We start from the raw sequence: 14,408 nt of genomic DNA, 5'->3' as shown, positions 1-14,408 counted from the left end.
GATTCAAGCAAATCCGCGTGAGGGGAGGTCGCATAGATGAGTTCGCAATACGAAGTGAGTTCGTGGCTTCCGCTGGAGGGGCCACGGAAATTCATCAAGGCGTACGGGCTCGGACTGCTGTTTTCTGCGAACGTATTCGGTGCGGGGTCAGTGTATATCCTTTCGAACACGGGGGCGCAATTCGGTTTCACGCTTCTGTGGACCATGCCGCTGGCGCTCTTGGTCGACCTCGGCATGCGAGAGATGTCGGGGCGACTCGCCACGATCGACGAACCCCTGATGAAGTACATCAGGGAGACGATCGGTACGACCGGCGGGAAGGCGCTGTCCGTACTCATCGCCTTCATCATGCACTTCTGGGCGATATCGAACTTCGCCGTCGGTGGTGCGGCCCTCGCCTGGTTGACGCCGCTCGATAACATCTATCTCGGCATCATCCTGACTGCGGGGGTCGGCATCGCGCTCGTGGAGATGCGTCTCTACGAACGCGTCGAAGCGGCCATCGCCGTCCTCATCCTGACGGTCTTCACCATCTACATCGTCCTGATGCTCGGACTCGACCTCCCTATCGGGAAGGTCACTTCGGGGCTCATCCCGATGCTCACGACCGACCTCGGCTATCTGGCGACGGTCGTCGGGCTGTTCGGGACCACCGTCTACTACCCCAACTTCTTCATCCAGTCGTCGATGGGGCCCGAGAAGGGTTGGACGGACATGTCCTACTACCGCAAGGACAACTTCGTCGGCATCGCGTTCGTCGTCCTGCTGAGCATGTCCGTCATCGCCGTCTCGGCGCTGACGCTCGACCCGCACACGCCGACGCTTACCAGTCCCGCGGAGCCGCTGGTCAACGCGGTCGGTCCGTGGGCGCTCCCGGTGTTCGTTACCGCGGTGTTCCTCGCGTCGTTCTCCTCGGCGACGGGGACGCTGTTCGGTTCCGGATTCATGGTCCCGCAGGCGTGGGGCAACGACACGAAGTTCGGCGACAAGCGGTTCCGACGGACCGTCGAGGTGCTGGTCGTGATGTCTGTCGCCTTCGCCATCCTGCTGCTGGAGTACACCGCGATTACGCCGGTGGAACTGGGAATCACGATGCCCGCGGTCAACGGGCTCATCGGCCTTCCCATCACGGCGCTCGCGCTGTACATGGCGAACCGGAAGTTCTTCGACCACCCGCTGTGGATGCGCGCCGGCTTCGCTATCATCGTCGGCCTGATGTTCGTCCTCGCGGCGATGACGGCCGAGGGCCTCTACAACCAGATCATCGGTTGGCTCTGAGGCCGCGGTCGCGGTCCGACCGCTCTCCGCTTTCGCTCGCGGACGCCAGTTCGCAGCGCTGATTTTTCGTCCCGTAAATTTATGTGCGGTAGTGGCCGAGTTCCGCCGTGCTCGATTTCGCTCTCCCGGTCGGGCCGGCGCTCGTCGCACTCTTAGTCGCGATTGCCTTCTTCGCCGGCATCGGCATCACGACCATCGGTCCCGGCGGTATCTTCCTGACCATCGCGCTGTACGCGCTGACGCCCCTGTCGCCGGGCACCATCGCCGGCACCGCGCAGGCGACGTTCGTGGCGACCGGGCTGGTCGCCACCGCCGCGTACGTGCGCTCGGGCGAGCTCGCCACCGGCGAGACGCGGACGCTGACCGTCGTCTTGAGCGTCAGCAGCGTCGCCGGCGCGCTGGCCGGGGCCGGACTGAACGCGTTCGTCTCCCGCGGGATGTTCGGCCTGCTGCTGGGCGGTCTGGCGAGCGGCGTCGGCGGCGTCATCCTCTACCGCGAGCGGCGCGGCTTCATGCCGCTTGCGACGTTCGATCAGACGACCGCGTCGGGGAAACTCGCGCTCGGCGCGCTCGGGTTCGTCCTCGGCGGGTTCAGCGGCCTGCTCGGCGTCGGTGGCCCGGTGCTGGCCGTCCCCGCGCTCGTCCTCGTCGGCGTACCGATGCTGTACGCCATCGCCGTCGCGCAGGTCCAGTCCATCTTTATCGCGGCGTTCGCCTCGCTGGGCTACCTCGCACAGGGGACGATCTCGCTCGCGCTGGCGGGCGTCGTCGGCCTCCCGCTCGTCGCGGGCGTCCTCGTCGGCTGGCGCGTCGCCCACCTCGTCGACCCGAACCGCCTGAAGGTCGCGCTCGGCGGCGTCCTGTTGCTCGTCGGGCCGTACCTCGCGCTGTGACTACTCCTCCTCGCGCAACCGTTCGCGCCGCCGCTCGTACTCCTCGTCGCTGAGGTCGCCGCGGGCGTACGCCTGCCGGAGTTCGGCCAGCGCCGGGTCGGCCCGGTCCCCGCCGACGAGCGCCCGGTAGAGGAGGTAGCCCACGCCGACGACCGCCGCGAGGAACAGCAGCTGTGCGAGGAGACCGACGAGCCAGATCCAGCCGGGCGCGGTCCCGCTACCGCCCCACATCCCGCCGCCCCACATGCCGCTACCGCCCCACATTCCGCTCCCCCACATCATGCCGCCGCCGAGCATCCCGAACCCCATCAGGAGGGCCGGCAGGACGACGAGCGCGCCGAGGGCGAGGAGAATCAGCGCGACGAGTCGGCCGTCGTTCCGCGTCGCGCTCACGGTCGGTCACCTCTCTCGTGGCAGTTCCGTGGCATACGTGAACGTACGCGCTCCCCGTTCAATGCCGTTCCTGTTGGCAGAACGAACCGAGAACCGAGCCGAACCTTGGATTCGAAAGCCTACAGCGACGACCCGGGCTGGTACTCGCCGAACACGTCCCGGAGCACGTCGCAGATCTCGCCGGTCGTCGCGTAGGTCTTCACCGCGTCGATGATATAGGGCATCAGGTTCTCCTCGCCCTCGGCGGCCGTCCGGAGGGAGTCGAGCGCGTCCTCGACGGCCGCCTCGTCCCGGTCGTCGCGAACGGCCGCGACGTTCTCCTTCTGGGTCTCTTCGAGGGCCTCGTCCACCTCCTCGATGTCCTGTTCGCCCTCCTCCTCGACCTCGAACTCGTTGACGCCGACGATGATCCGCTCGCCGTCCTCCTGTTCCTGCTGGCGCTCGAAGGCGACGTCTTGAATCTGGCGCTGGACCCACTGGTCCTCGATGGCCTGTCGCATCCCGCCGCGCTCGTCGACCTCTCCGATGAGTTCGCGGGCGTCCGCCTCGAGTTCGTCGGTCAGCGACTCGACGTAGTAGCTCCCGGCCAGCGGGTCGATGGTGTCGGCCGCGCCCGACTCGTGGGCTAGGATCTGCTGGGTCCGCAGCGCCGTCCGAACGGACTCCTCGGTCGGCAGGCCGATGGCCTCGTCCTTCCCGTTGGTGTGCAGGCTCTGCGTGCCGCCGAGCACCGCCGCAAGCGCCTGATAGGCGACGCGGACGACGTTGTTCTCTATCTGCTGGGCGGTCAGCGTCGACCCGGCGGTCTGGGTGTGGAACTTCAGCTGCTTCGACTTGGGGTTCTCGGCGTCGAAGCGCTCCTCCATGATCTTCGCCCAGAGGCGGCGTGCGGCGCGGAACTTCGCCACCTCCTCCAAGATGTTGTTGTAGGAGGCGAAGAAAAAGGAGAGCTGGGGGGCGAACTCGTCCACGTCGAGTCCGGCGTCGATGGCGGCCTCGACGTACTCGATGCCGTCGCCGAGCGTGAACGCGATCTCCTGGGCAGCGGTCGAGCCGGCCTCGCGGATGTGATAGCCCGAGATGGAGATGGTGTTGAAGTTCGGCACCTCCGCCGCGCAGAACTCGAAGATGTCGGTGATGAGCCGCATCGACGGCTCCGGCGGGTAGATGAACGTGTTGCGGGCGATGTACTCCTTGAGCACGTCGTTCTGGATGGTCCCGCGCAGCTCCTCGCGGTCGACGCCCTGCCGGTCGCCGACGGCGATGTACATCGCCAGCAGGACGCTCGCGGGCGCGTTGATGGTCATCGAGGTCGAGACCTCGTCTAAGGGGATGCCGTCGAAGACGGTCTCCATGTCGTCGAGCGAGTCGATGGCGACGCCGGTTTTGCCGACCTCGCCCGCAGCCATCGCCGCGTCGGAGTCGTACCCCATCTGGGTCGGCAGGTCGAACGCCATCGAGAGCCCGGTCTGGCCCTGCTCCAGCAGGTAGTGATAGCGCTCGTTGGTCTCGGCGGCGGTGCCCATCCCGGCGTACTGACGCATCGTCCACAGGCGGCCCCGATACCCAGTCGGATAGACGCCGCGGGTATATGGGTCCTCTCCCGGGAAGCCGAGATCCTCCTCGTAGTCGAGGTCGGCCACGTCGGCGGGCGTGTACAGCCGGTCTACCTCGTGCCCCGCGGTATCCGTCGTGAACGTCTCCTTGCGCTCGCCGAAGCGGTCGACGGTCGGCTGGACCGCCTCCTCCTCCCACTCGGCTTTCGCCTCGCGGATCTCGTCCAGCTCGTCGGGGTCGAACATGCCCGGGACGTGGACCGGCGGCGGCTTAAGCGTTCCCGAATCCTTCCCGATTGTTCATGAATTAATGGGCCGGCCGAGGGTTCATGACCCCTCGATTCGTGCTACCGAACATCATGGCAACTGACCCGACGGACTCGGTACCGATCACGGTCGTCAGCGGGCCGCTCGGCGCGGGCAAGACGACGCTCGTCAACCGGCTCCTCTCGAATCCCGGCGACAGGCGCATCGCCGTCGTCGTCAACGACATGGGCGAGGTCAACGTGGACGCGGAGTTGCTGGCCGAGGAGACCGAGGAGGGCATCGTCGATCTCTCGAACGGCTGTATCTGCTGTCGCCTGCAGGACGACTTGGTCACCGAAGTCACGCGGCTGGCCGAGGAGCGCTCCTTCGACTACCTCGTCGTCGAGGCGTCGGGAATCAGCGAACCGCTCCCCATCGCGCGGACGCTGAGCGTCGGCACGGACGACGCGACCCTCCCCGATAAGTTCCGACTCGACACGACCGTCTCCGTGGTCGACGCCTACGGCTTCTGGAAGGCCTTCGATGCCGACGAGTCGCTGCCCGACGCCGCGCCAGACCCGGAGCGACCCCTGACCGAGGTACTGGTCGACCAGATAGAGTTCTGCGACGTGCTCCTGTTGAACAAGTGCGACATGGTCCCCGACGAGGAACTCGACGCCGTCGAGGCGGCGATCCGCGAACTCCAGCCGCGGGCGACGCTGTACCGGACGACCTACAGCGAGGTCGACCCGAGCGCGGTGCTCGGCACCGGGCTGTTCGACTTCGAGTCCGCGCGGCGCGAACAGGGCTGGAAACGAACGCTCGCGGAGGACGGACGCGCGGAGGGACACGACGAATCAGGTCACGAGAGCCACGACCGCGGTCACGACCACGGCGAGCAGTCGGCCGCGGCGGCCCACGGCGTCGAGTCGTTCGTCTACCGCCGCGAGCGACCCTTCCACTCAGAGCGGTTCGACGCGCGGCTCGACGACTGGGACGGCTCCGTCGTCCGGGCGAAGGGGTTCGCGTGGGTGGCGAGCAGGCCGGAGACGGTACTCGGCGTGAGTCAGGCGGGGCCGGCCGTGCAAGCCGGTCCCATCGGGGAGTGGGGCGAGGACGACCCGGCGACCCGGCTCGTCTTCATCGGCCGCGAGATGGACGAGGAGGGTATCGCCTCGGAACTCGACGACTGTCTCGCGACCGACGCGGAGCGGGCGGCGGGAGCGGAGGGAGAAGGGGCGGCAGCGGGCGACCCGTTCCCGCGCGAGGGGTGACTCAGACCTCGTAGCCCACGTCTTCGCGGAGTTCGTCCCACGATTCGTGGAAGCCGTACGTCGAGTCGGATCCGTCGCCGCCGACGGCGGTCTGGTAGACGTCGTCGTACGCCAGCAGTTGGGTCCACCCGTCGTGGTACTGGTAACTGCAGTACTGACACATGCCTCCGCATTGCCGCTCGGCGCTCGTATAGTTACCGGGAAAAATGATCTCGGTTCGAGGGAGTTACGGCTCCAGCAGGACCTTCGTCACGCCCTCTTCGCGGTCGTCGAAGGCCTCGTACATCTCCGGGGCCTCTTCGAGGCCGACGCGGTGGGAGACGACCCAACTGGGGTCGGCACGGCCCTCGATGATGAGGTCGCGCAGTTCCCGGTTGTAGGACTTGACGTTACACTGGCCGGTGCCGAGCTTCTGGCCCTTCTCGAAGAGCAGGCCGAAGTCGATGCCGAGGCGGCCCTGCGCGGCCATCTCGTCGGGCGCACCGGGGTCCTCCGGGACGTACAGGCCCGGGATGCCGAGTTCGCCCGTCGGTTTGACCGTGCGGATGAGATTGTTGAGGACGACGGCGGGGTTCTCGCGGGCCGGGTCGTAGGCGTCGTCGGCCTCCTTCTCGGGGTCGATGGCCTGATAGCCGACGGCGTCGACGCCTTTGTCCACTTCGCCGCCGTGTTCGTCCATAATCTGTTCGACCGGGTCGCCCTCCTCGAAGTTGATGGCCGTCGCGTCGCAGTGTTCCTCCGCGAGTTCGAGGCGACTCGGGACGCGGTCGACCGAGTAGATCTCGGCCGCGCCCTTTATCTTCGCGCTGTAGGCCGCCATCAGCCCGACCGGGCCGGCCCCGTAGATGGCCACGGAGTCGCCCGGTTCGAGGTTGGCGAGTTCCGTGCCGTGCCAACCCGTCGGGAAGATGTCCGCGAGCAGCGCGAAGGAGTCCTCGTGTTCGTCGCCCTCCGGCAGTTTCAGCGCGTTGAAATCGGCGTAGGGGATGCGCAGCTGCTCCGCCTGTCCGCCCTTATAGGGCCCCATCGCGACGTAGCCGTACGCACCGCCGGCGAAGCCCGGGTTCACGTTCGTACAGAATCCGGTGTACCCGTCCTCGCAGTTCTCGCAGAACCCGCAGGCGACGTTGAACGGGGCGACGACGCGGTCGCCCTCCTCCAGGTCGGAGACGGCGTCGCCGACCTCCGTGACGATTCCCATGTTCTCGTGCCCGAAGACGATCCCCGGCTCCGCGGCCGTCCGCCCCTCGTACATGTGGAGATCAGATCCACAGATACACGTCGTCGTAATGTCGATGATCACGTCGTTCGGGTGTTCGATCTCCGGCTCGTCCACTTCTTCGACCGCCACTTCGTGTTCGCCTTTGTATACTACGGCGTCCATTGACATCTGTTAGCACTCCCATACTGTCAGTAGAGCGGACGGTATATATAATCAATGTACGTTATGAAGCGGGGCGCAACTAGCAGTTATCCCGGGCCGACCGCGCCGACGACCGGCTCGTCGCAGTCGCGGCCAGAGCCCGAGGTTTATTCCGCTTCCTCCCACCAACTCCTGTCATGGCAATCGAACCCGGTGACGGGGTCTCCATCGAGTACGTCGGTCGGTTCGAGGACGGGAGCGTCTTCGATACATCGCGCGCTGACGTGGCCCGCGAGGAGGGACTGCTCGACGCGCAGGGGACCGACCCCGACGACTACGCGCCGCTCGCGTTCACCGTCGGCGCGGGCGACATCATCGAGGGGCTCGACGAGGCGCTCGTCGGGATGGAGGAAGGCGAGGAAGCGACCGTCACGGTCCCCCCGGAGAAAGCCTACGGCGAACCCAACGAGACGAAAGTCAGGGAGTACGACCCCGAGACGTTCGAGGCGATGGTCGGGAGATCGGCCGAGGTCGGCATCCACGTCGAGGCCGAGAACGGCCTCCACGGGGACGTGACGGCCGTTCGAGACGACGCCGTCGAGGTGGACTTCAACCACGAACTCGCCGGGAAGACGCTGGTCTTCGACGTGGAAGTCCTCGAAGTCAGGGAGGATTAGCCGCCGGTGTCGTACTTGTAGGTCGCCTCGTCGGGATCGATGCCGAAGTCCTCCGGCGAGTCCTCGGGCTCGTTGGCCTCCGCCTCGTGGACCGAGGCGTTCTTGAACCGCTCCCGGAAGCGGTCGGGCATCCGGAACCGGTCGCGCTGGAGGCGGAGCGGCACGGCGTCGGGTTGGACGTTCTCCCGCTTCGCTTCGAGGCGCTCCCGTAACCGCTCGGGCAACTGCTCGGGTTCGATGCGCTCGAAGCCGAACTGCGCGAGGTAGTCGGCCGCGCCGGTCAGGGAGTAGACCACGTCGAACCCCTCGTCGGCGGCGTACTCGACCAGTCGTTCGATGACGTGCGCGCCGACGCCCTGGTCGCGCCACTCCGGGAGGACGCCGATGCTCGTCAGCTCGCAGACCGGGTCGGCGTCGTCGGGCTTGTGGATGCGGATACGGCCGAATCCGGCCTTCTCGTGGGTGTGCTCGTCGATGGCGAGCACGTAGTCACGGGAGCGGAAGGCTGTGTCGTCGAGCCCCATCTCTTCGATGTGGTCCAGTAGCCAGACCTCTTCGCGGTTTTTCGCGTCCCGTACGTACATACCCGTTCGTTGACCGTCCCCGGTCAAAAGGGTTTGCGCACTTCGAATATACCCCCGAAGGAAATCGGTTTCTCGCCGATTGCGCGGCGTCTGCAACTGCCGTCTTCCCCAACGGAGACCCGCGCAACTACTTAGTGGGCTGTCATCGAACCACACGTCATGGCCCCGGACTCACTCGAAGAGCTGGACCGGGTCGTCCACGAACCCTCCCGAGAGTTCGTGGAGTCGACCAACGTCTGGCAGTTCATGCAGACCTACGACATCGACGGCTACGAGGAACTGATCGAGCGGACGACGACCGACCTGCCGGACGAGCCGGACTCCGGCGTCGACTGGTTCTGGGACGAACTCGTCGACTACCTCGGCATCGAGTTCTTCGAGGCGTACGAGGAAGTGCGAGACGACAGCGAGGGACCGCAGTTCACGGACTGGTACCCCGGCGGCGAACTCAACGCGGCGCACAACGCCGTCGATCGTCACGCCGCCCGCGACAACGGCGCTCGCAACCACCTCGCGCTCGTCTGGGAGGGCGAACCCGGCGACGTGCGACAGCTCACGTTCCACGACCTCCACCGCCAGAGCAACCGCGTCGCCAACTACCTCGAATCGGTCGGCGTCGGGACGGGCGACACCGTCGGGCTCTACATGCCGATGGTGCCCGAGGTGGCGAGCATCCTCTACGGCTGTCTGAAAGTCGGGGCCATCGCGGTGCCCATCTTCTCGGGGTTCGGCGTCGACGCGACGGCGACCCGCCTCGCGGACGCCGAGTGCTCGGTGCTGTTCACCGCCGACGGCTTCTACCGGCGCGGGTCGAAGGTCCACCTCAAGGGCAGCGCCGACGAGACGATTCGGGAGACGGAAGACCTGACAGAGAGCGGCGATTCCCCCGTCGAGCACACCGTCGTCTACGATCGCATCGGCACCGCCGAGGACCCGGTCGAGAGACTGACGTGGACGCGCCGGGACGACTGGTGGACCGAGGCCATCGAGACGCAATCGGACAGCTACGAGACGAAGTCGCTCCCCAGCGATCAGGCGGCGATGCTGCTGTACTCCTCGGGGACGACCGGCGAACCGAAGGGGATCGTCTCCCCGCACGCCGGGGCGCTGATACAGGCAGCCAAGGAGGTCTACTTCGGCTTCGACCACAAGCCCGGCGACCGCTTCTTCTGGGTCAGCGACATCGGGTGGATGATGGGGCCGTGGACGCTGCTCGGCAACCACGCCTTCGGCGGCACCGTCTTCATGTACGAGGGCGCGCCCGACCACCCCGAGCCCGACCGCTTCTGGGAGATGATCGACGACCACGACCTGACGGCCTTTGGCGTCTCGCCGACGGCCATCCGCGCGCTCAGGAAGCGCGGCGACGAGTGGCTGGAGGGCCACGACCTCTCTTCGCTCCGCCTGCTCGGGTCGACGGGCGAACCGTGGGACCCCGAGAGCTGGCTGTGGTTCTACGAGAACGTCGGCGGCGGCGAGTGCCCGATCATCAACATCTCCGGCGGCACCGAGATAATGGGCTGTTTCCTGATGCCGATGCCCATCCAGTCGCTGAAACCCTGCACGCTCGGCGGGCCGGGACTGGGGATGGACGTCGACATCGTGGACGAGGAGGGCGACTCCATCGCCGACACGCACGAACGCGGCTTCCTCGTCGCTCGCGACTCCTGTCCGTCGATGACGAAGTCGCTGTGGAGCGGCGACGAGCGATACCTCGAAGAGTACTGGTCGACGTGGCCCGACCTCTGGGACCACGGCGACTGGGCGCAGAAGGACGAGGACGGCCTCTGGTTCCTCCACGGCCGGGCCGACGACGCGCTCAATGTCGCCGGACGGAAGGTCGGCCCGGCGGAGGTCGAAGGCGCGGCGATGGACCACCCCGCGGTCAACCAGGCCGCCGCCGTCGGCGTCCCCGACGACACCACGGGCACCGCCGTCGTCCTGTACGCCGTCCTCGAACCCGGCCACGAACCGACCGACTCGCTCCGCGAGGCCATCGCGGAGACCGTCGGCGAGGAACTCGGCAAGCCGTTCCGCCCGCGCGAGGTGTTATTCGTCGACGCCCTCCCGAAGACCCAGAGCGGGAAGATCCTCCGCAGAGCCATCGGGTCGGTCTACCGCGGCGAGGACTTGGGGGACATGTCCAGTATCGAGAACCCCGACGCGCTCGACGCGGTGGCCGACGCCAACTGACCGTCAGTCCGTCGGTCGCTCCTCGACGGGCAGGTCCAGTTCGAGCAGTCGCGGAAGCGTCACGAGCGCGAGCGCCAGTTCCGCGCCGCCGGCGACGACGAACGCCGCGAAGTAACCGAACTCGCCGGCGACGGATCCGCCGACGAGGATGCCCGCGAGGAAGCCCACGCTCCCGAAGGCGTTGAAGCCGGCCATCGCCGTCCCGCGCCCGCTCTCGCCCGCGAGGTCGGTGACGAGGGCCATCGTCGCTGGCGACATCAGCGCGCCGATGACGCCGACCAGCACCATCCCGGCCCCCGCGAGGACGACGGTCGGCGCGAGCCCGACGCCGATGACGGCCAGCCCGTACAGCGACGACCCGGCGACGATGGGGACGGTCCGGCCGACGCTGTCCGAGAGGACGCCGAAGGGGTACTGGAGCAGGGCGAACGGCGCGAAGAAGAGCGCGAGCATGATCCCCGTCTCGCCGGGGGTCAACTCGAAGGCCTCTCGGAAGTATAGCGTGCCGACGAGCGCGAAGAAGCCGGCGGTCAGGCGGTCGATGAAACCGAAGGCGTACGGGATTCCCAGCGCAGGCGTCTCTCGGAGGGTCGTCACCGCGGCCGCCGCCTTGCTCTCCCCGTCCGAGGGCGCGCGGTCGGTCACCAGCACCGCCAGTACCGCCACCGCGAGCAAGACGACGCTGGCGATATACAGCGGAAGCGTCGGCGAGACGCCGTACAGTTGCCCGCCCAGCGGTGCGCCGGTCGCCGTCCCCAACCCGATGGCGATGCCCGCCGCGCCCATGTTCTTCCCGTGGCCCCCCTCGAGATCCATCAGCATCGTCATCGACAGCGAGAACGCGGCGATGGTCGCGCCGCCCTGTAGCGCTCTGAGGACGAGAATGCCCTCGAAGGATATGCCTGTGACGGTCGGGAGCCACGCCAGCGCGGCGTAGAACACCGCGCCCACCACCGCACCGCCGACGATGAACGGGACTCGGCGTCCGACCGCGTCGCTCACCGCGCCCCAGAGGCCGGCACAGACGACGAAGGCCGCGAACTCCGCGGCGAGGAACCACATGCTCGCGTCCAGTTGCGTCTCCGCGCCCAACGCCCGGACGAGCGTGTCGACGCCCGGGTAGAGGAGCACCTGTGCCAACAGCACGGCGAAGACGACGGCCGCGAGGACGGTCCGCTCTCTCCGGACACTCACGGTCGAACGTCCGGTCGGCGAGCGAAAATACGTGTCGAAGTGTCGCGGTTCGCTCGTCGAACTACTCCCGATCGAGCGCGGCCCGGACGCCGCGAATCTCCGCGAGGACGGCCCGCCACTGTTCGAGGGTGCCCGGCACGTCCGCGGCGTCGGCGTCGTCGCCGCGGACCCGTTTGGCCCGCTCGGCGATGCGTCGCTGGATCGCGGCCGGGTCGTTCATCGCCACCAATCTGAGTTCGGCCCCCTCGCTCCCGGCGGTGTCGACGGTGACCGTGCCGTGACCGAAGACGTTGCCGAGGACGCCCTGCGCGTAGGAGGTGTTCTGGATCTTCCGGAGCGAGAGCTCCGTCACCGTCACCGAGAGGACGCCGGTCCGGTGGTACAGCGCCGTCTCGGTGAGAACGTAGCGGGTCGTCCGCCGCCAGAGCCACGCCGCGGCCGTCGGGACGGCGAACGCCGCGAGCGCGATGGGGACCACGACGGCGAGTGAGACGGCGGTCGAGAGCGCCGCGGCCCCGACGACCAGCCACCCCAGCGCGCCGACGACGAGCGCCGCGATCAGCCCCAGCGCGACGCCCTGCAGGACGACCCGCTGACGGGGTTGGCCCTGCCAGTGAATCTCCTCGTCGCCGTCCAGCGAGAGCCAGGCCGGGTCGCTCATCCGTCGCGCTCGGGCCGGCGGTCACCGTTGCCGGGCCGGTTCCCCGCGTCGAGCGACTGCCGTATCGCCTGCAGCTCGGTCAGGATCTCGACGAGCACGTCCGATTTCGACTCGTCGTCGGTCTCGTCGTCGGACTCGCTCTGTGCGCGTTTGACGCCGCGCGAGAGTTGCTTCTGAACGGCTTGCGGGTCCGCGACGCCGCGGAGCGTCATCTCGACGCCGGAGCCGCCGGCGGTGCTTATCATCACGTCCCCGTAGTCGAAGTACCGGCCGACCGCGCCGACCGAGAACGAGGTGTTCTGGACCTTGTCGAGGTCGATCTCCGTGACGGCGCGACTGAAGATCCCCGTCTTCTTGTAGACGCCCTTGTCCGTGATGACGTAGTCGGTGTTCCGCTGGCGGAGGCGCGCCGAGGCGATGACGACGAGGCCCAGTCCCAAGAGCAGTATCATCGGGACGCCGACGATATACGTCCCGTAGAGCGATTCGGTGGAGGGCTGGCCCCGCCAGACGATCTCCTCGTCGTCGTCCAGCGTGAGCCAATCGTGTTCGGAGGGCATATCGGGTGCTCACGGCGCAACGACAAAAACGTGCTCGACGACGCCCGAGATGTGCCCGCGACTCACGGGCGTTCAGCCTCTCACTCCGCGCCGTGCGGCGGGACGAACCCGCAGTTCTGACAGCCCGTGTGTTTGGTCGTGTAGTAGCTCATCTCCGTCTCGCAGTTCGGACACTCGTACCGGCTCTCGCTCATCGAGTAGTCCCACGGTTCGACAGTATCTAAATGTTTATACGACAGTCGTCGTACTATCGTGACCGGGAGACGCTCTCGTAAACTGTGCCATAGAGTGTCTCTCGCGGGCAGCGAACCCGGTCGTTGGGCGACGTGGCGGGCAGCTAACACTATCGGCCGAAGAGACGCTCCGCGACGAATCGCATCGACGACAGTCGATAGGCGGCCGTCGCGCTCTCTCGCCCGCGAACGCGGTCGCTCCCGGCGATACGTGGGACAAGTTCGCACTCGTGTGGAAAACGGAGAGAAACGATGACGACGAGATGCCGCGTCCGTGTGGCCCGCTTACATGTAGCCGAGGTCGCGCAGGCGCTCCATCAGGTCCTCCTTGTCCTGGGCGCGGCCGGCGCGCTCGGTCGTGTTCTCCATGTCCTGGAGCCACGCGGGCTCCTCGGCGGACTTGTCCGTGCTGACCTCGCTCCCGAGCGAGCGGAACCCGGCGAAGTACTTCGGCGAGACGGGCACGTCCTCCTTCTCGATGCCTTCGGGCAGGTCGTCCTGTCCCTGCGGGACGTAGCCGTCGTCGGGGTAGCCCTCGACCGTGTCCGGCACGACGAAGTTCCAGAAGGCCTCCCAGACGTCGGCCTCGGCGAACTGGAGAATCGTCTGGATGCGGTCGTGCGGCGGGTAGATGTCGGGGTCGTGACGCGGCGAGAAGAACGTCTCGTCCGCGCGGGACTCCTGTTCGTCCCAGCGGATCCCGGAGATGATACCGTCGACGTCGTGCTCCTCGATGGCGTCGTTGAGCGCCACCGTCTTCAGGAGGTGGTTGCCGACGTAGGTGTCGAGCAAGAACGGGAACGTGTCCTCCTCGTATTCGAGGATGTTGCGAACGTGGTGCTGATTGTGCTCGGAGAGGTCCTCGATGGCGATGTCGTCGCCGGGTTCGAGCCCCTGCTCCTCGACGATCTCGCCGACGTCCTCGTTGCGCGCCCAGATGACGTCCAGGTCCCACTCGTCGGCCCAGTGCTCGACGAAGTCGATGAGTTCGTCGAAGTGCTGGTAGTGGTCGATGAAGACGACCGGCGGGACTTCGAGGTCGAAGCGGTCGGCGACCTCCTTGACGAAGTAGAGCGTCAGCGTCGAGTCCTTGCCGCCGGTCCACATCACGACCGGGTTCTCGTACTGTTCGAGGCCGGTCTTCGTGACCTCGATGGCCTTCTCGATCTTGTGGTTGACCGTCGGGTACTCCTCGGGTTCCTCGCCTTCGCCGTCGGAGTAGTCGACGTCGAGGTACTCGGGGAAGTCTTCGTTGGACATCGTGTAATGAGATATAATTAGTGGCTGTAAGTACTTTTTGGGA

At 66.9% G+C, this 14,408-nt stretch carries 14 protein-coding genes; 5 read left to right on the top strand and 9 right to left on the bottom strand.

The features are described 5' to 3' along the window. Positions 1-36 precede the first annotated feature (36 nt). Positions 37-1,278 carry an NRAMP family divalent metal transporter gene (locus GO488_RS04575; RefSeq protein ID WP_162316612.1) on the top strand — a complete coding sequence of 414 codons (1,242 nt, stop codon included), beginning with the start codon at positions 37-39 and terminating at the stop codon, positions 1,276-1,278. 107 nt (positions 1,279-1,385) lie between these two features. Further along, on the top strand, positions 1,386-2,171 hold the full coding sequence (locus GO488_RS04570; protein ID WP_162316611.1) for a sulfite exporter TauE/SafE family protein: 786 nt from the start codon (positions 1,386-1,388) through the stop codon (positions 2,169-2,171). On the opposite strand, the gene GO488_RS04565 is transcribed toward GO488_RS04570, so the two are convergent. Together GO488_RS04565 and GO488_RS04560 are read right to left on the bottom strand one after the other, a co-directional pair. Continuing rightward, entirely contained in the window at positions 2,172-2,564 is a 393-nt protein-coding gene (locus GO488_RS04565) for an SHOCT domain-containing protein (protein WP_241692891.1), read from the bottom strand. Between the two features lie 119 nt (positions 2,565-2,683). Continuing rightward, positions 2,684-4,366 carry an acyl-CoA mutase large subunit family protein gene (locus tag GO488_RS04560; protein ID WP_162316610.1) on the bottom strand — a complete coding sequence of 561 codons (1,683 nt, stop codon included), beginning with the start codon at positions 4,364-4,366 and terminating at the stop codon, positions 2,684-2,686. Between the two features lie 113 nt (positions 4,367-4,479). Between GO488_RS04560 and GO488_RS04555 the strand changes: the two genes are divergently transcribed. Further along, on the top strand, positions 4,480-5,640 hold the full coding sequence (locus tag GO488_RS04555) for a CobW family GTP-binding protein (protein WP_162316609.1): 1,161 nt from the start codon (positions 4,480-4,482) through the stop codon (positions 5,638-5,640). Between the two features lies 1 nt (position 5,641). On the opposite strand, the gene GO488_RS19605 is transcribed toward GO488_RS04555, so the two are convergent. Together GO488_RS19605 and GO488_RS04550 are read right to left on the bottom strand one after the other, a co-directional pair. Then, complete coding sequence (locus tag GO488_RS19605) at positions 5,642-5,803, bottom strand: hypothetical protein (RefSeq protein WP_164509617.1); 162 nt, start codon at positions 5,801-5,803, stop codon at positions 5,642-5,644. A 63-nt stretch (positions 5,804-5,866) separates the two neighbouring features. Further along, complete coding sequence (locus tag GO488_RS04550; protein WP_162316608.1) at positions 5,867-7,024, bottom strand: glutathione-independent formaldehyde dehydrogenase; 1,158 nt, start codon at positions 7,022-7,024, stop codon at positions 5,867-5,869. Between the two features lie 176 nt (positions 7,025-7,200). Between GO488_RS04550 and GO488_RS04545 the strand changes: the two genes are divergently transcribed. Beyond that, positions 7,201-7,680: an FKBP-type peptidyl-prolyl cis-trans isomerase gene (locus GO488_RS04545; protein ID WP_162316607.1), complete on the top strand. Its 480-nt coding sequence runs from the start codon at positions 7,201-7,203 to the stop codon at positions 7,678-7,680. Here the strand turns inward: GO488_RS04545 and GO488_RS04540 are convergent. Further along, positions 7,677-8,264, bottom strand: coding sequence for a GNAT family N-acetyltransferase (locus GO488_RS04540; RefSeq protein WP_162316606.1), 588 nt, complete (start codon positions 8,262-8,264; stop codon positions 7,677-7,679). The two genes, GO488_RS04545 and GO488_RS04540, sit on opposite strands and share 4 nt — an antisense overlap. 159 nt (positions 8,265-8,423) lie before the next feature. On the opposite strand from GO488_RS04540, the gene GO488_RS04535 reads away from it, so the two are divergent. Continuing rightward, complete coding sequence (locus GO488_RS04535; protein ID WP_162316605.1) at positions 8,424-10,457, top strand: AMP-binding protein; 2,034 nt, start codon at positions 8,424-8,426, stop codon at positions 10,455-10,457. A gap of 3 nt (positions 10,458-10,460) precedes the next feature. Here the strand turns inward: GO488_RS04535 and GO488_RS04530 are convergent, their stop codons facing one another. The 4 genes from GO488_RS04530 to GO488_RS04515 all read right to left on the bottom strand — a co-directional run bounded on the left by GO488_RS04530 (position 10,461) and on the right by GO488_RS04515 (position 14,365). Beyond that, positions 10,461-11,651, bottom strand: coding sequence for an MFS transporter (locus GO488_RS04530; protein ID WP_162316604.1), 1,191 nt, complete (start codon positions 11,649-11,651; stop codon positions 10,461-10,463). Between the two features lie 61 nt (positions 11,652-11,712). Continuing rightward, positions 11,713-12,312, bottom strand: a complete 600-nt coding sequence (locus GO488_RS04525; protein ID WP_162316603.1) for a PH domain-containing protein — start codon at positions 12,310-12,312, stop codon at positions 11,713-11,715. Next, a complete protein-coding gene (locus GO488_RS04520) occupies positions 12,309-12,872 on the bottom strand; it encodes a PH domain-containing protein (RefSeq protein WP_162316602.1) in 564 nt (187 codons plus the stop codon). Before GO488_RS04520 ends, GO488_RS04525 begins: the two co-directional genes overlap by 4 nt. A 518-nt stretch (positions 12,873-13,390) precedes the next feature. Next, positions 13,391-14,365: a phosphoadenosine phosphosulfate reductase family protein gene (locus GO488_RS04515; protein WP_162316601.1), complete on the bottom strand. Its 975-nt coding sequence runs from the start codon at positions 14,363-14,365 to the stop codon at positions 13,391-13,393. Positions 14,366-14,408: the final 43 nt, after the last annotated feature.

It is taken from the genome of Haloarcula limicola, from assembly GCF_010119205.1.
In the GTDB taxonomy this organism is placed as follows: Archaea; Halobacteriota; Halobacteria; order Halobacteriales; family Haloarculaceae; genus Haloarcula; species Haloarcula limicola.
Note: the sequence above shows the minus strand (reverse complement) of the source record. Positions and strands in the feature narration are given on the sequence as shown.